Here is a 16,258-nt window from a genome sequence, read left to right on the forward strand (position 1 = left end):
AGACCTCAACGTCCAGACAAGCCGGGCGGGTTTCCCCGCCCACAAAATCATCCTGATATACAGGCTAATTTTGCCGCCACTTCCTGATGTTCACTCTTTATTGTCAGCTCACAAAGTTTGCCGCGATTAATAAAGGTAAAAATCACGATGGTCAGGCAAATAATAAAAACAATGCCTAACACAGTTTTTAATGGCGTCATGCCTTTTACTCCTTGCATTTATAAGAATAAGAGGCTAACTTCAACTTGTTGGAGTTGATGTTGTTTGGTAGCCTCGGGTGAGTTTAACTTTCCCGGGGCTTTCAACTTTCTGCTCCTCACACATGCTCAAAACAGAAAGTCTTAAGCACCCGCCGCCATCTTATCCTTCTGAATTAAAATGCAAAGATGTAATTCCCGCATTTAAAATTTGCATTGATTTCTGCGAGCTACATTCCAGAATAATATTGATAAAATTAATGCTAAATATACAAATAAAAATGGGGTGAATATTTCACCCCATTTATTCATTGAACATCTACTTAATTAACCCATTGCGCTTTCGCGTAGGCGGGCTTTCAATTTCGTGTATTCATCAATCACATATTGCTCGGCGCTTTGCTGATCGGCAATCGGCTCCACGCGCACGGCGCAATATTTATACTCAGGCGTTTTGGTTATCGGGCTGAGGTTTTCCGTCACCAGCTCGTTACAGGCACCAATCCACCACTGGTAGGTCATATAAACCGCCCCTTTGTTCGGACGATCGCTAACCTGCGCGCGGGTGATGATGCGGCCTTTGCGTGAATTCACCCACACCAGCGCTTCATCCTCAATGCCCAGACGGGCGGCATCGGCGGTGTTGAGCTGCGCGTAGCCCGGCTCGTCTGCCAGTGCAGCCAGCGCGGCACAGTTCCCGGTCATCGAGCGACAGGAGTAGTGACCCACTTCACGCACCGTCGAGAGCACCATGGGGTACTCGTCAGTGAGTTTGTCGATAGGCGCCACCCAGTCGCAGGTGAAGAACTGCGCCAGCCCGTTCGGGGTATCGAACTTCTCGGCGAAGAGGTATGACGTCCCCTGATCCGCCTCGGATTCGTCCCGGCATGGCCACTGAATATACCCCAGCTCGCCCATCTTCTCGTAGGTCGCCCCGGTGAAATCCGGACACAAATTGCGCAACTCATCCCAGATCTCCTGGGTGTTGTTGTAGTGCATCGGATAGCCCATGCGGGTGGCGATTTCGCTGATAATCTGCCAGTCCGTTTTCAGATCCCACTTCGGCTCGACCGCTTTAAAGAAGCGCTGGAAACCGCGATCCGCTGCCGTATAGACGCCTTCGTGCTCGCCCCACGACGTTGACGGTAAAATCACATCCGCCGCCGCCGCTGTTTTGGTCATGAAGATGTCCTGCACAATCACCAGTTCGAGATCCTCAAAGCCTTTGCGCACCGCCGACAGTTCAGCGTCGGTTTGCAGCGGATCTTCGCCCATGATGTAAGCGGCACGCACTTCACCGTGCGCTGCGCGGTGCGGCAGCTCGCTGATGCGATAGCCCGTGTGCTCCGGCAGGCTTTCAACGCCCCAGGCCCTGGCGAATTTCGCCCGGTTTTCCGGGTACTTGACGTACTGATAGCCCGGATAGGTATCCGGCAGCGCGCCCATGTCACAGGCACCCTGAACGTTGTTCTGCCCGCGCACCGGGTTTACGCCCACATGCGGTTTGCCGAGGTTGCCCGTCAGCATTGCGAGGCTGGTCAGTGACCGCACGGTTTCGACGCCCTGATAGAACTGGGTTACACCCATGCCCCACAGAATCGACGCGGTTTTCGCGGCGGCGTACATGCGCGCAGCCTGGCGAATCTCTTGTGCGCTGACGCCTGTAATATCTTCGACCGACTCCGGCGTATAGCCTTCGACAATCTTGCGATACTCCTCGAAACCTTCCGTACGTGTGGCCACAAAGGCCTGGTCATAGAGGTTTTCTTCAATAATCACGTGCCCGATGGCGTTAAGCAGCGCGATATTCGAGCCGTTGCGTAAGGCGATATGCATATCCGCAATGCGCGCGGTTTCGATTTTACGCGGGTCGCAGACGATGATTTTCGCCCCGTTGCGTTTCGCGTTAATGACGTGATTTGCCACGATAGGGTGGGAATCCGCCGGGTTATAGCCGAAAACAAACACCAGATCGGTGTTATCGATTTCGTTGATAGCGTTACTCATTGCGCCGTTACCGACCGACTGGTGCAGACCTGCAACCGATGGGCCGTGTCAGACGCGAGCGCAGCAGTCGACGTTATTGGTACCAATAACGGCGCGCGCGAATTTTTGCATTACATAGTTGGTTTCATTCCCCGTCCCGCGTGAAGAGCCGGTGGTCTGGATCGCGTCCGGGCCGTATTTGGCTTTGATCTCGCTCAGGCGGCGGGCGACATAGTCCAGCGCTTCCGTCCAGGAGACGGACTCCAGCTTGCCGCCGCGCTCACGGCGAATCATAGGGGTTTTCAGACGGGGGGTGAGGATCTGGGTATCGTTAATAAAATCCCAGCCATAGTAGCCTTTCAGGCACAGCGTACCCTGATTGGTCTTACCCTGTGCAGCCTCCGCCCGGACGATTTTGCCGTTATCGACCACCAGGTTTATCTTGCAACCTGAGGCACAATAGGGGCAAACCGTGACGACTTTTTTCATCGGTCTCGCTCCAGTTAATCAATGCTTTCCCACCCCATTATGCAGCTTCTATGCCATGTTTTTATTGTGGGTATCCCCTGACTTTACGGCCAAAGTTTGGTCAAAACCCTGACGAGAAGCAGGCAATCGTCAAAATTGACGTGTCGAAAGGGCAATGGATGTGACATGGGTTGAAATTCCATCACGCAACAATGGATTTGGCTGGAGCCGTTTGCAGAATAGGTCAGACTTAACATAATCCCCTGACGGAAGCATACGATGAAACCGGCGATTCTGGTGGTTGATGACGATACGGCGGTCTGCGAACTGCTGCAGGATGTGCTTAACGAGCACGTCTTTACGGTGCACGTCTGTCACAACGGGCTGGACGCGCTGGCGCTGGCTCAGCGAGAACCGGGTATTGCGCTGGTATTGCTGGATATGATGCTCCCTGATATCAACGGGTTACAGGTTTTACAGCAGCTACAAAAGCAGCGCGCCGAGCTGCCGGTGATTATGCTCACCGGCCTTGGCAGCGAATCGGACGTCGTGGTGGGGCTGGAGATGGGCGCGGATGATTACATCGGCAAGCCGTTTAATCCGCGTGTCGTGGTCGCCCGCGTAAAAGCGGTACTGCGCCGCACGGGCGTGCTGGCGGCGGAACCCACCGCACCGCGCGCGTCGGGCATGGGCTTCAACGGCTGGACCCTCGACACCACCCGCTGCGAATTAAGCGATCCGAAGCAGGTGACGGTACCGTTAACTCAAGGGGAGTACGGTTTACTGCTGGCCCTCGCGCAGAATGCCCGGCGGGTTTTGAGCCGCGAACAGCTGTTGGAGCTGACCCACAGCGAAAGCGCCGAAGTCTTTGACCGCACCATCGACGTGCTGATCATGCGCCTGCGGCGAAAAATCGAAATTAACCCTCATCAGCCGCTGCTGATCAAAACCATTCGCGGCCTCGGCTACGTGTTTGCCGCAGACGTGTCTCACCACGACAAAGCCGCTTAAAGATTCAACTTCAGTTCGTCCAGCGTTTTCGCCCCGTCGATAGCATTGGCCGCCAGCAGGCTGGCCCGCGCGCAGGCGTGCGCCAGGGCAATGCTCTCGGGCAGCGACCACGCCTCGTGGCAGCCGTACAAAAAGCCCGCGCAAAACGCATCGCCCGCGCCGACGCTGCCGATAATCTCATCCTTTTCAAGCTGCCGTGACGGCACCCACTGGCCTGGCTCACCCGGCGCTTCGCCCCAGGCGCCTTCCGGACAATGAATGACCACGCGCTGACGCACTCCGGCCGCCAGCAGTTGTGACGCGGCTTCGGCGATATGCAGAATGTTCGGCGCATCGAACTCGTCGCGCATCTCCAGCCCGCTAAACTCACCGGCCTCCAGCTCGTTGATCACCAGATAATCCACATAGCGCAGGGCAGGGAGCACCAGCGGCTGATAGCGCGGATCGCCTTTACGCGACACCAAATCCAGTGAGGTTTCATACCCCAGATCGCGCATCTGAGACAGCAGGCGTGCGCTGCGGGTGCCAAACTCGTCGTCCGGCATATCCAGGCTGTCGAGCAGCAGCAAATAGCCGAGATGGAAAATTTTCATCGTCGGGTCGAGGCGGTCGAAGGCCGGAAGATCCAGCAGCCGGTTGGCCGCCGGGGAGTGGAAAAAGGTACGCTGCCCGCTGGGATCGGTCATCACTTGCGACATGGAGGTCGGCGCAAAAGTGGTGCGCTGCACCCGCTGGCGGTTGACGTGGTACTGATCGAGCATGGCCAGAATGTAGTCCCCGTCGCTGTCGTCGCCAATCAGCCCCACCGCCTGCAGCGGCAGGCCGACGTGCATTTTGGCGAGCGTCAGCAGGACGTTCAGCGGTGCGCCGCCGGTGGCCCGTTCGCTATGAATAATTTCCGCCAGCCAGCCGCGCTCCGGCCACTGCACAATCTGATGCACGTGGTCGACGAGCATATTCCCTGCGGCGATAACGCCCCGGCGTACCATCAGGCTCTCCCCGCGCTACCGAAGATGCGCATTTGTTCCGATACGGTGTCGGTAATTGCCTCTTCAATGCCCAGCAGCAGTTCGGCGAATTCGTCATAAATCGGCTGACGATGGGTGATCCGCTGCTCGACGGAGGCCAGCGCCGCCTGCGACATCCCGGTGTAGAAATTGATTTTGTGAATGCCCAGTTCAATCGCGCGGCGGAAATCGGCGTCGCTGATCCCGGAACCCCCGTGCAGCACCAGCGGCAGGCCGGTTTGCAGGCGGATCGCATCAAGCCGCGCGAAATCGAGCTTCGGCTCGCCTTTATATTTGCCGTGCGCATTGCCGATGGCGACGGCGAGCGCGTCAATGCCGGTCTGATCGACAAAATCGCGCGCCAGTGCCGGATCGGTGAAAAAGGCTTCATCGGCATGGCCGTACAGCGCACCGCCCTCGTCACCGCCCACGGCGCCCAGTTCGGCCTCCACCGACACCCCCACGGCGTGACACATTTTCACGACTTCCCTGGTCTGGCGAATATTCTCTTCGTAACTCAGGGTGGAGCCATCAAACATCACGGAGCTGAAGCCTAAGCGCAGCGCCCGCACCACTGCCTCAAAATGCAGGCCGTGATCGAGATTGAGGACCACCGGAATATCGTGTCGCGCGGCCTCGAACCGGACCGCTTCAACTAATGAATCGAGCGATAAATACTTAAAATGCACTTCGGCGATGTTGATGATAAAGGGCGAGCGCTCCTGTTTTGCCGCGGCGAACAGGGCGCGCAAAAAGTGGGAGTCGAGAACGTTAAATGCGCCCAGGGCGTAGCGATGTTCACGGGCGTGTTCCAGCCCGGCGGCGAGAGAAATTAGCGGCATCATTCACTCCTTAGGTTCGAAACAGGCTGTACTCGTTACAGAGCACCAGCACCGCCGTTTCGTCTTCTTCAATATTGTTATAGCGCGCGAGCGGCTGTAAAAAGTGGTTGTCGTGTTCGTCGTCATTCACGGATGACACTTCACCGACCAGCACATCGCCAAAACCGCGCTCCCCCCAGAAACTGTGGTACAGGCCGGGCGTGAGACAGATGCTTTCCCCTGGTGTGAGGCGCAGCTGGCTGCCGGGAGCGTGAGTCTGAATGCAGCCGTCAACCACCACCGTAACGTCGGTGTTTTCCGTCTCTTCATGCCCACCCGCGTTCCACAGCTCAATAATCAGATTTCCTCCGCCGCGATTAATGATGTCCTCGCGTTTACGCCAGTGGAAATGCATCGGTGTGACCTGCCCGTCGCGGACGTGCATGATCTTCTCCGCGTAGCATTTTTCGTAAGGTACGCCGTTCGGCGAGCCGTTGCGCAGAGTGAAAAGGGTGAGTCCCTGTGCGGCAAAATGGTTGCCGCCGAAGGCGGTGACGTCCCAGCCGAGTTTGAGATCGAAGACTTCGCGCCAGGCGTGGCGATCGAGCTGCCGCCACTGGGTCGGCGGGAAACTGGCAAACGGTGGCAGGTGTACGTCATGCATCGAAAAGAACTGCCGCGTATGGCCGAGGATTTCGTTGATTTCGGAGCGTTTCATGGGAACTCCTTTAATGGTGCGCTGCGCTGACCCCTCACCCTCTTTGCGGGAGAGGGTGAGGGCATCAACGCGCACAAACCTTATTTAACCGTCCACCCCTTGTACGTCCCGACGCTCTTCTTATCGATCATCGTCACCGGGATCAGCACCGGCTCTTTGGGTGCCGGTTTGCCCTGCAGAATGTCATAGCCGATCTCTACCGCTTTGGCCGCCATGACCTGCGGGTCCTGCGCAGGCGTTGCCACAAACAGAGAGTTTTCGCGCTTCAGCGCCTCTTCACCGTCCGGGCTGCCGTCCACGCCAACGATAAAGAACTCGCTGCGCTGCGCCTGTTTCGCCGCCAGATCAGCACCGATCGCTGTCGGATCGTTAATCGCGAAGACACCGTCGATCTTCGGATTCGCGGCCAGCAGCGCGGTCATCACTTCCAGGCCGCCTTCGCGACTGCCTTTGGCGTTCTGGTTATCCGACAGCACTTTGATATCCGGGTGGCGCTTGAACTCGGTCTGACAGCCTTCCACACGGTTTTGTACCGCAGAGACCGGTGGTCCGTTGATGATCACCACGTTGCCTTTGCCTTTCAGGCGATCGGTGATGTATTTACAGGCCATTTCGCCCGCCTGGGTGTTATCCGAGGTGATAGTGGCGTCGGCCCCTTCGGCCGCCACGTCAACGGCGACCACCACAATCCCCGCTTCTTTCGCGCGCTTCACCGCCGGGCCAATCCCTTTCGAATCAGCGGCGTTGAGGATGATCATATCGACCTTCGCGGCGATAAAGTTATCAATCTGAGAAACCTGCTGGCCCAGATCGTAGCCGCTGGAGACCAGCGTCACTTTTACGTTATCCCCCGCCAGTTTACGGGCTTCAAGCTCCGCACCTTTGGTGATCTGCACGAAGAACGGGTTGGCGAGATCGCCCACCGTCACGCCGATGGATTTCAGATCTTTCGCCTGCGCAAACGGGGCTGCGGCAAGCAGTGCGCCAGCACAGAGCGCGGTGACCAATGGCTTCAATCTCATGCTGTTATCCTCATTATCGTAGGGTGTTGTTGTTATGCACTTTGATGGTGTCGGGTACGGTATTTGTCGATCAGTACCGCAATGATGATCACCGCCCCTTTGATCACCAGTTGCCAGAAGTAGGAAACGCCCATTAACGTCATGCCGTTATTCAGGGTGGCGATAATCAGCGCGCCCACCAGCGTGCCGGTGATCGTGCCGATCCCGCCGACAAAACTGGTCCCGCCGAGGATCACCGCCGCGATGGCGTCCAGCTCGTAGCCGGTGCCTAAGTTGCCGTTGGCGCTGTAAAGCCGCGAGGCGCTCATCACCCCGCCGAGACCGGACAGCAGGCCGCTCATGCCGTAGACAAACAGCAGCACCAGCCAGACTTTGATCCCCGTGAGACGGGCAGCCTGCATGTTGCCGCCCACCGCGTAGATATGAACGCCGAGCGTGGTGCGACGCAAAATGAACCAGCACACCACGATCACCGCCAGGGCGATCACCACCAGCCACGGCACCGGGCCGAGATAGTTATTGCCGATCCATTCAAAATTAATATTCGAGTTAATTACCGTGGTGCCGTCGGCCAGCAGATAGGCCGCGCCGCGCAGGGCGGTATAGGTGCCGAGGGTGACAATAAACGGCGGAAGTCCGGCAAAGGCCACCAGTGCGCCGTTGAAGAGACCCAGCACCATGCCGAGCATCAGCGCCGCCGGAATCGACAGCATCGCCAGTTCAGGCATCAGGGAGACCACCATCGCCGCCACTGCCGTGGTGCCGAGAATCGACCCCACCGACAGGTCGATCCCGCCGGTCAAAATGATGAAAGTCATCCCGGCGGCCAGCACGATGTTGATCGACGCCTGACGGGTAATATTGAGCAGATTGCTCTCGGTGAAGAAGTTCGGCGCGATAAAGCCAAAGACCGCCACGATCAGGATCAGAATCGGCAAAATCCCGACCGTTTGCATCAGATCGCTCATCAGCATTTTTTTGGCGGAAGCGGATTTCGCCACCTGCTGCGGGTTAGTTGAATGTGTCATGATTGCACCGCCTGATGAGTGTCGTTCACGCCAGTTGCCAGCGTCATAATATTTTCCTGAGTGATGGTTGGGCCGTGTAACTCCCCGGCAATGCTCCCTTCGCGCATCACGTAGACCCGGTCGCTCATGCCCACCACTTCCGGCAGCTCGCTGGAGATCATCAGGATCGCCACACCTTTACGCGCCATCTGGTTCATGATGCGATAGATCTCGCTTTTCGCCCCGACGTCCACGCCGCGCGTTGGTTCATCGAGGATCAGAATGCGCGGGCCGATCGCTACCCAGCGGGAGATCAGCAGCTTTTGCTGATTACCGCCCGACAGCCCACCCGCGCGCACCTGCGAATGCGGCACGCGAATATTGAGCAGGGCGATGGCGTCATCTGAGATCGACTGCGCTTTTTTGCGGTCCAGCATGCCCCAGGTGGCGTCGCGCTCCAGCGTCGCCATGGTGATGTTCTCTTGCGCCGCCAGCTCCAAAAACAGCCCCTGTTCTTTGCGGTTCTCGGTTAAAAAACCGATGCCGTGGTCGATGGCGGCGCGCGGGGAGTGGATCACCACCGGCTCGCCGTCGACTTCAATCATCCCGCCCGTCGCTTTGCGCACGCCGAAGATCAGCTGTGCCAGCTCCGAACGTCCGGCCCCTACCAGCCCGGCGAGACCGACGATCTCCCCGGAACGCACCTGCAGGCTGCACGGCTGCACTTTTTTGCCGTCGGTGAGGTGATGGACGTTGAGCAGCGCGCTGCCAAGAGGGATATCGCGCTCTTTGTTGAACAGGTCGCTTAAGGGGCGGCCCACCATCATCCTGACCAGCTCCGAAGCGTTGAGTTTGTCGCGGGTCAAACTGCCGACGTACTGCCCGTCGCGCAGCACGCTGACGCGGTCGGAAAGCTCGTACACCTCCGCCATGCGGTGGCTGATATAGATAATCGCCATCCCCTCATCGCGCAGACGCAAAATCAGTTCAAACAGGCGGTGAGTTTCGCGCGAGGAGAGGGCGGCGGTGGGTTCATCCATCACCAGCACGCGGCTGTTGCGGTGCAGCGCGCGGGCGATTTCAACCTGCTGCTGTTCGGCAATGGTCAGTTTCATCACCAGATCGGTGGCGCTGAAATGGGCGCCGAGACGGTCAATTACCGTCTGGGCCTGCGCGGCCATCTCTTTCCGCTTCACCAGCCCGCCACGCGACAGCTCGCTGCCGAGAAAGATGTTTTCCGCCACCGTGAGGTTTGGCGCGAGCTGCATCTCCTGGTAAATCAAAGTTATACCTGCGGCCAGCGCGTCTTTCGGCCCTTTGATGTGGTACGGCTGGCCGTCAATCAATATCTCGCCGCTGGTGGCGATATACGCCCCGGCGAGGATTTTCATCAGGGTGCTTTTGCCTGCGCCGTTTTCGCCCATTAACGCGTGGATCTCGCCGGGCCAGACCGTCAGATCCACACCCTTGAGCGCGTGAAAGTTGCCAAAGGTTTTGGCAATGTTGCGCATCTCTAATACCGGGGTCCTGCTCATGGCGGATCTCCTGTGAAGGTCGATATCAGCAGTGCATCACATCCCGGTAAATGCAAAATGTCAGAAGCCGTTCATATTTGTCATAGTTATGAATAGTTAACGGGCGTCACAATTCTGAGCCTTTTTCCTCTCACCGGAGCCACCATGCCATCACGCCGCCCTCCCTTTTTTGCCAGCGCCCGTGGCCGCCTGCTGATCTTCAATCTGCTGGTGGTGGCGGTGACATTGATGGTCAGCGGCGTGGCGGTGCTGGGCTTTCGGCATGCCAGCCAGATTCAGGAGCAGGTGCAGCAGCAGACCTTAAACGACATGACCGGCAGCATGAATCTGGCGCGCGACACCGCCAATGTGGCCACGGCGGCGGTGCGTCTTTCGCAGGTGGTGGGGGCGCTGGAGTACAAAAGCGAAGCGGATCGCCTGAAGCAGACGCAGACGGCACTGCGTCACTCCCTTGAGCAGCTCGCCGATGCACCGCTGGCGCAGCAGGAACCGGCGCTGGTGGCGCGAATCATTCGCCGCAGTAATGAGTTACAGCAAAGCGTCACCGGGATGCTGGAACGCGGTCAGCGACGTCATCTGGAGCGCAACGCGCTGCTCAGTTCGCTTTATCAAAGCCAAAGTTTTTTACGCCATTTGCAGGATATCAACCGTCGCTTCGGCGACAACGTGCCGGACGCGCGCCAGCTTGCTGAAATGGACCGCCTGATTATGGCGGCCATCGAAACGCCGTCGCCGCGCGCTACCATTCAGCAGCTGAATACCGTAACCATCACGCTGCCAGAGACCGCCCGCCAGCCGGTGATTGACTTTGTGCTGCCCGATTTCAACGCCGAGCTGCAAAAGCTCGCGCCGCTTTCGAAGCAGCTCGAAGAGAGCGATCTGACGATCAACTGGTACATGTTCCACATCAAAGCGCTGGTGGCGATTTTAAACAGCGATATCAACCAGTACGTGGCGCAGGTAGCCCAGGCGTCGGAGCTGCGCACCGCCCAGAGTCATCAGGAGTTGCGCTCTATTAGCGTCTTTATCAGCGTGTTTGCTGTACTGGCGCTGATGATCACCGGCTGCGCCTGCTGGTATATCTACCGCAATTTAGGCTCCAACCTGACGGCCATCTCCAGAGCGATGTCGCGCCTGGCCCACGGCGAGCCGGATGTGTCGGTACCGGCCCTCCAGCGCCGCGACGAGCTTGGCGAACTGGCACGTGCATTCAACGTGTTTGCACGTAACACCGCGTCGCTTGAGCACACCACCCGCCTGCTGAAAGAGAAAACGACGCAGATGGAGATCGACCGGCTTGAACGCGTGGGGCTGGAAGAGGCGCTGCTGCACAGTCAAAAAATGAAGGCGGTCGGGCAGTTGACGGGCGGGCTGGCGCACGATTTTAACAATCTGCTGGCGGTCATTATCGGCAGCCTGGAGCTGGTTGATCCCGAGTCGCCGGATGCGCCGCGCATCACCCGCGCGCTGAAAGCCGCCGAGCGTGGCGCGCTCCTGACCCAGCGGCTGCTGGCCTTCTCGCGTAAACAGTCTCTGCATCCGCATGCGGTGGAAATGAAACCGCTGCTGGAAAACCTCGGCGAGCTGATGTGCCACTCGCTCCCGGCCACCCTGACGCTGGATATCGAAGCGCAGCACCCGGCGTGGCCCGCGTGGATTGACGTCAGCCAGCTGGAAAACGCGATTATCAATCTGGTCATGAACGCCCGCGACGCGATGGAGGGGCAGAGCGGTGTGATCCGCATTCGCACCTGGAATCAGCGTGTCACCCGCAGCGACGGGCGCAGGCAGGATATGGTGGCGCTGGAGGTGATCGACCATGGCTGCGGGATGTCACAGGAAGTGAAATCTCAGGTCTTCGAGCCGTTCTTCACCACGAAACAGACCGGCAGCGGCAGCGGGCTGGGTTTGTCGATGGTCTACGGTTTTGTGCGCCAGTCCGGTGGGCGCGTTGAAATTGAAAGCGCACCGGGGCAGGGAACCACCGTGCGCCTGCAGCTTCCGCGCTCCGCGCAGGCGGTGGTGGAGCATGATGAAGGGCTGGCGGCAACGGAGTCAGAACAGAGCGACCGGCTGGTGCTGGTGCTTGAAGATGAAAGCGACGTGCGTCAGACGTTATGCGAACAGCTGCATCAGCTCGGCTATCTGACGCTCGAAGCGGAAACGGGCGAGCAGGCGTTGAAGATGCTGGAGGCCTCGGCCGATATCGAACTCTTTATCAGCGACCTGATGCTGCCGGGGGCGTTAAGTGGCGCAGAGGTGATCCACCACGTCCGCACCCATTTCCCGCATCTGCCGGTGCTGCTGGTGAGCGGGCAGGATTTACGCCCCACCCACAATCCGCAGCTGCCGGACGTGGAGTTGCTACGAAAACCCTTCACCCGAGCGCAGCTGGCACAGGCGCTCCGTAAGGCGTCGGCATAACGCGTACCGCCTGCATGAAAGGCGCGTTTTGAGATTCCTCCGCTACTCCGTCTGAGCGCCGATGATTAACGTAAAGCCAGCTCACCTGCTGCGAGACTGGCTCTATGAAACGCTCTACCACCGCTCTGTTATTTGGCCTGCTGTCATTAACCAGCCAGCTTGCCCACGCTGATATCATTGACGACGCCATTGGGAATATCCAGCAGGCGATCGGCGAAGCGTACAACCCCACCAGCAGCCGTCAGAATGACGACGATGACCGCTATGAAGAGAGCCGTCGTACGGACAGTCGCCAGTACGATGATCGTCGTCGACAGCTTGAGGATCGTCGCCGTCAGTTAGACGACAGGCAGCGCCAGCTCGATCAGGACCGGCGTCAGCTCGAGGACGATGAGCGCAGGCTGGAAGATGATTACGACCGGTGAGGAAATCCGTGAGATGCGTGCAGCCTGACGCCCGGCGTGCCGCTCAGTCCAGCACGATTCTCATCCCGTCATACCCCGCCTCAAACCCTTCTGGCAGCGGGTTATCCATCATCCATACGTCGAACTGATGGCTGATGTGCGTCAAAATGACCTGCGGACAGCCAATGACTTTGTTGAGCGCGATGACGGTGTTTAAATCACAATGGTTGCGCGGCGTCTGCTCGCGCGGTTCGTGGCTGCAATCGATCACCATCACCTGCGGATGATTATTGAGTAAAAATTTCAGCGTTTTGTCCGGCAGCCCGGCAGTGTCCGACAGCCACGCCACGCGGCTGTGGGCGCTCTCCAGCAGATAGCCGAAGGTCAGTTTTGAGTGATTGAGCGGCAGCGGCGTTACGCGCAGCCCCTGAAGCTCAAACACCACAAAGGGCTGGACGGTATGGCTGAAATCGAGAAGACCGGGATGTTTTAACAGATCGTCGCAGCCTGCCTCGTCCGGCGGGCCGTACACCGGAATCGTCGCCCCCACGCCCCAGCGCAGCGGGAACAGCCCCTGGACATGATCCATATGATAGTGGGTCAGTAAAAACTGCTGAAAACTGCCCGCGGGCCAGTCGTCCATCAGGTGCGGAATGCCCGCGTCCAGCAGCGTCACCGCGTCGTTGAAGGTCACGACCGCGCTGCACGGGCGACGGCGATGCGCCTCCTGCAAACGCGCCCGGCGGCAGGCCGCGCAGTCGCAGCCGAAGACAGGTACCAGCTGGGCACCGCCGGTGCCGGTCAGTTGGATGGTTAGGGCCATGGTTTCCCCCTTTAACGACATTGCCAGGCGGCGCTGTGCTTAGGTTTTATAGCGCTTTGGTAAAACGAAAATGGCTCTGGGCATACCCTTCGCGAAGATAAAACCGGTGCGCATCCACGCGCTTTACGCTGGTCGACAGCTCGGTCATCTCAGCACCTGCATGTCGCGCCTGCGCTTCGGCCCAGGCCAGCAGTTGGCTGCCGACTTTCAGGCCACGGGCCTGCGGCAATACCACCAGCTCCTGAATCTCACCGATCCAGTTGGCGTGATGCAGATGAAACTGCAAATGCAGGCCAATCATCCCGACAACGTGCCCGTCCAGCTCCGCAAGATGGTAGTGCATGTTACGATCCTGAAGATTCGCGAGATACCCGGCGTGAAAGGCTTTCTGGTCGAATTCCGCCTGTTTTAACTCACAGATCAGACCGTAAACGGCCTGCGCATCGTCCGCAGTGGCGGGGCGCAGCTGGCAGTCAGGCATGTTGTTTCTCCTTTTGACGGATAAGCGATAACAAATTCTCGACTGACTGTAGCAAACTTTCGTCGTTATTGAGCAGATGGCAGTCCGACGGCGTGTAGCGCGCTGCACGCGCCAGGCGCAGGTCGATCTCCCGCGCGCTTTCGCGCCCGCGCTGCTGCAAACGCTGGCGCAGCACTTCCGGTGAAACCTGCAAACAGACCGGCATCAGCGCCTGGGCGTAGCGCGCGCGGGCCTGTTGCAGATGGGCGCGCGAGCCGTTCACCAGCACGTCGAAACCGGCGTGCAGCCACAGGTCGATCTCAATGCCCACACCGTAGTACAAGCCGTTCGCGTGCCAGCTCAGTGCCAGTAAGTTCTGCCCGGCGCGGGTAAAAAACTCCTGCTCGCTCAGGGCAATATGATTCTCGCTGCCCGCGTTCGCCGCGCGCGTGATGTAGCGATGCGCCACCAGCAATTGCGTATGCTCCTGCTGGCGCAGCGCCGACAGCAGGCTGTCTTTTCCGGAGCCGGACGGCCCCATGAGCCAGATCAGTTTTCCCATCAGAACACCCGTTTTCCCTGACGCCAGACGTGGTCGATATGGATGTGCTCGCCCTTGCGATGCGCCAGCACCAGATCCGCCCGTTTGCCTTCGCCTATCACCCCGCGATCGCTCAGGTTCAGCGCGTCAGCCGGGTTTTTGGTCACCAGACGAATGGCCTGCGGCAGGGTGAAAGGGTTGCCCGTGTCATCGGCGACGCGAAAGGCCGCGTCCAGCAGGCTCGCCGGATAGTAATCTGAGGAGAGAATATCCAGCAGGCCGAGCGCCGCCAGCTGGCTGGCCGCCACGTTGCCGGAGTGCGAGCCTCCGCGCACGATGTTGGGCGCGCCCATCAGGACGTTCATTCCGTGCTGGCGGGAGGCTTCTGCTGCGGCAAACGTGGTAGGAAATTCGGCGATCACGCTGCCAAGCTGATGGGATTCCCGCACATGGTCGTGCGTGGCGTCGTCATGACTTGCCAGCGCGATGTTACGCTCCCGGCACATCGCCGCAATCGACAGGCGGTTCGGCTGGGACCATTGGGCCGCCAGCGCCAGCTGCTCCTCTTCGTAGCGTGCCATTTCCTCGTCATTCAGGGCGTATTTGCCCTGATAATATTCACGGTACTTCTCGATATTGGCGAACTGACGCTGGCCTGGTGAGTGGTCCATCAGCGACACCAAAGAGACCGGCTCGCGGCCAACCAGCTTTTCAAACAGCGGCAGGGTGGTGTGGTGCGGCAGTTCGCAGCGCAGATGCAGGCGATGCTCGGCGCGGTTCAGGCCGCGCTTTTGCGTCTCTTCCACCGCGTTGATCATCTTTTCAAGATTCTCCAGACGGTCGCCGCCGTCGCGCACATCCCCAATCGCCACGGCGTCGAGTACCGTGGTGATGCCGCTGGCGACCATCAGCGCGTCGTGGCTGCTCATCGCCGAGTGGGCCGGCCAGTCCACCTTTGGGCGCGGGGTGAAGAATTTATCCAGATTATCCGTATGCAGTTCGATAAGCCCCGGCAGCAGCCAGCCGCCGTCGCCATCCATCGCCTCCGGCAAGCGGCTCTGGGTTTCGGCGTATGTGCGAATCACGCCGTCCTGAATGTCGATCGATCCCGCGATCACGTCGTTTTCCAGCACCAGTTTGACGTTATTGATGATCATGCTGCGGCTCCCATCGGATGAAGACGATCCGCCACGCGATCGCGGACTGCGGCGTCGTGGAAGATCCCCACGATCGCCGCTCCGCGCGCTTTGGCCTGTTCGATCAGCTCGACGACGGCGGCGCTGTTTTTGGCATCCAGCGAGGCGGTCGGTTCATCGAGCAGTAAAATCGGGTAATCGACGATAAAGCCGCGGGCGATATTCACGCGCTGCTGCTCGCCGCCGGAGAACGTCGACGGTGCCAGGTGCCACAGGTGTTCCGGGACGTTGAGGCGCGTCAGCAGCCGGGCAGCTTTCGCCGCACATTCGTCGCGGGAGACGCCCAAATCCAGCAGGGGCTGCATGACCACGTCCAGCGCGGAGATCCTCGGGATCACCCGCAGAAACTGGCTCACCCAGCCGATCGTCGCCCGGCGGACTTCCAGCACTTTGCGCGCCGGGGCCTGCACCAGATCCACCCACTCGTCGCCATGACAGATATGAATGTGGCCCTGGTCGGGCAGATAGTTGGCGTAAAGGGAGCGCAGCAGCGTTGATTTTCCGCTGCCCGAATGGCCATGCAGCACCACGCATTCCCCCTTTTTGACCTCAAGAGAGGCATTTTGCAGCACCGGCAGTCGCACGCCGTTTTGCTGGTGGAGCACAAACGTCTTACTCACATTTTCTACGCGGATCAT

At 59.0% G+C, this 16,258-nt stretch carries 16 protein-coding genes; 3 read left to right on the top strand and 13 right to left on the bottom strand.

Annotation, left to right across the window (positions count from 1 at the left end):
- Positions 1–47 precede the first annotated feature (47 nt).
- Both ACB496_RS01705 and fdhF read right to left on the bottom strand, forming a co-directional pair.
- Complete coding sequence (locus tag ACB496_RS01705; RefSeq protein ID WP_102105728.1) at positions 48–200, bottom strand: Hok/Gef family protein; 153 nt, start codon at positions 198–200, stop codon at positions 48–50.
- 324 nt (positions 201–524) lie between these two features.
- Positions 525–2,672 carry a formate dehydrogenase subunit alpha gene (gene fdhF / locus ACB496_RS01710; protein ID WP_371974190.1) on the bottom strand — a complete coding sequence of 716 codons (2,148 nt, stop codon included), beginning with the start codon at positions 2,670–2,672 and terminating at the stop codon, positions 525–527.
- 258 nt (positions 2,673–2,930) lie between these two features.
- Between fdhF and ACB496_RS01715 the strand changes: the two genes are divergently transcribed.
- A complete protein-coding gene (locus tag ACB496_RS01715) occupies positions 2,931–3,662 on the top strand; it encodes a response regulator (protein WP_100777977.1) in 732 nt (243 codons plus the stop codon).
- Here the strand turns inward: ACB496_RS01715 and ACB496_RS01720 are convergent.
- The 6 genes from ACB496_RS01720 to ACB496_RS01745 form a co-directional block, all read right to left on the bottom strand.
- The gene (locus tag ACB496_RS01720; RefSeq protein WP_231276205.1) at positions 3,659–4,651 is read right to left on the bottom strand and encodes a carbohydrate kinase family protein; all 993 of its coding nucleotides are present in this window, start codon (positions 4,649–4,651) and stop codon (positions 3,659–3,661) included. The two genes, ACB496_RS01715 and ACB496_RS01720, sit on opposite strands and share 4 nt — an antisense overlap.
- Positions 4,651–5,511, bottom strand: a complete 861-nt coding sequence (locus tag ACB496_RS01725) for a ketose 1,6-bisphosphate aldolase (protein WP_100777975.1) — start codon at positions 5,509–5,511, stop codon at positions 4,651–4,653. Before ACB496_RS01725 ends, ACB496_RS01720 begins: the two co-directional genes overlap by 1 nt.
- Before the next feature lie 10 nt (positions 5,512–5,521).
- A complete protein-coding gene (locus tag ACB496_RS01730; RefSeq protein WP_100777974.1) occupies positions 5,522–6,208 on the bottom strand; it encodes a D-lyxose/D-mannose family sugar isomerase in 687 nt (228 codons plus the stop codon).
- A gap of 80 nt (positions 6,209–6,288) precedes the next feature.
- The gene (locus tag ACB496_RS01735; protein ID WP_100777973.1) at positions 6,289–7,230 is read right to left on the bottom strand and encodes an ABC transporter substrate-binding protein; all 942 of its coding nucleotides are present in this window, start codon (positions 7,228–7,230) and stop codon (positions 6,289–6,291) included.
- A 32-nt stretch (positions 7,231–7,262) separates the two neighbouring features.
- Positions 7,263–8,258 (bottom strand): ABC transporter permease subunit, encoded by a 996-nt coding sequence (locus ACB496_RS01740; protein ID WP_100777972.1) that lies wholly within the window; start codon positions 8,256–8,258, stop codon positions 7,263–7,265.
- Positions 8,255–9,772: a sugar ABC transporter ATP-binding protein gene (locus tag ACB496_RS01745; RefSeq protein WP_371974193.1), complete on the bottom strand. Its 1,518-nt coding sequence runs from the start codon at positions 9,770–9,772 to the stop codon at positions 8,255–8,257. Before ACB496_RS01745 ends, ACB496_RS01740 begins: the two co-directional genes overlap by 4 nt.
- A 144-nt stretch (positions 9,773–9,916) precedes the next feature.
- Here ACB496_RS01745 and ACB496_RS01750 point away from each other — a divergent pair, with 144 nt between their 5' ends.
- Both ACB496_RS01750 and yjdP read left to right on the top strand, forming a co-directional pair.
- Positions 9,917–12,196, top strand: coding sequence for an ATP-binding protein (locus ACB496_RS01750; RefSeq protein WP_371974195.1), 2,280 nt, complete (start codon positions 9,917–9,919; stop codon positions 12,194–12,196).
- 104 nt (positions 12,197–12,300) lie between these two features.
- On the top strand, positions 12,301–12,621 hold the full coding sequence (yjdP, locus tag ACB496_RS01755) for a DDRRRQL repeat protein YjdP (protein ID WP_100777969.1): 321 nt from the start codon (positions 12,301–12,303) through the stop codon (positions 12,619–12,621).
- Between the two features lie 43 nt (positions 12,622–12,664).
- On the opposite strand, the gene phnP is transcribed toward yjdP, so the two are convergent.
- Genes phnP through phnL form a run of 5 tightly spaced genes read right to left on the bottom strand, consistent with a single transcriptional unit; the run spans position 12,665 to position 16,258 of the window.
- Complete coding sequence (phnP, locus tag ACB496_RS01760) at positions 12,665–13,423, bottom strand: phosphonate metabolism protein PhnP (RefSeq protein WP_371974197.1); 759 nt, start codon at positions 13,421–13,423, stop codon at positions 12,665–12,667.
- Positions 13,424–13,469: 46 nt separating this feature from the next.
- A complete protein-coding gene (gene phnO, locus ACB496_RS01765; protein ID WP_107702424.1) occupies positions 13,470–13,904 on the bottom strand; it encodes an aminoalkylphosphonate N-acetyltransferase in 435 nt (144 codons plus the stop codon).
- On the bottom strand, positions 13,897–14,448 hold the full coding sequence (phnN, locus tag ACB496_RS01770; protein ID WP_371975203.1) for a ribose 1,5-bisphosphokinase: 552 nt from the start codon (positions 14,446–14,448) through the stop codon (positions 13,897–13,899). Before phnN ends, phnO begins: the two co-directional genes overlap by 8 nt.
- Positions 14,445–15,581 (bottom strand): alpha-D-ribose 1-methylphosphonate 5-triphosphate diphosphatase, encoded by a 1,137-nt coding sequence (gene phnM / locus ACB496_RS01775; RefSeq protein WP_231276194.1) that lies wholly within the window; start codon positions 15,579–15,581, stop codon positions 14,445–14,447. The genes phnN and phnM overlap by 4 nt, the downstream gene beginning before the upstream one ends.
- The gene (phnL, locus tag ACB496_RS01780; protein ID WP_107702422.1) at positions 15,578–16,258 is read right to left on the bottom strand and encodes a phosphonate C-P lyase system protein PhnL; all 681 of its coding nucleotides are present in this window, start codon (positions 16,256–16,258) and stop codon (positions 15,578–15,580) included. The genes phnM and phnL overlap by 4 nt, the downstream gene beginning before the upstream one ends.

It is taken from the genome of Lelliottia nimipressuralis, from assembly GCF_041464075.1.
In the GTDB taxonomy this organism is placed as follows: domain Bacteria; phylum Pseudomonadota; class Gammaproteobacteria; order Enterobacterales; family Enterobacteriaceae; genus Enterobacter; species Enterobacter nimipressuralis.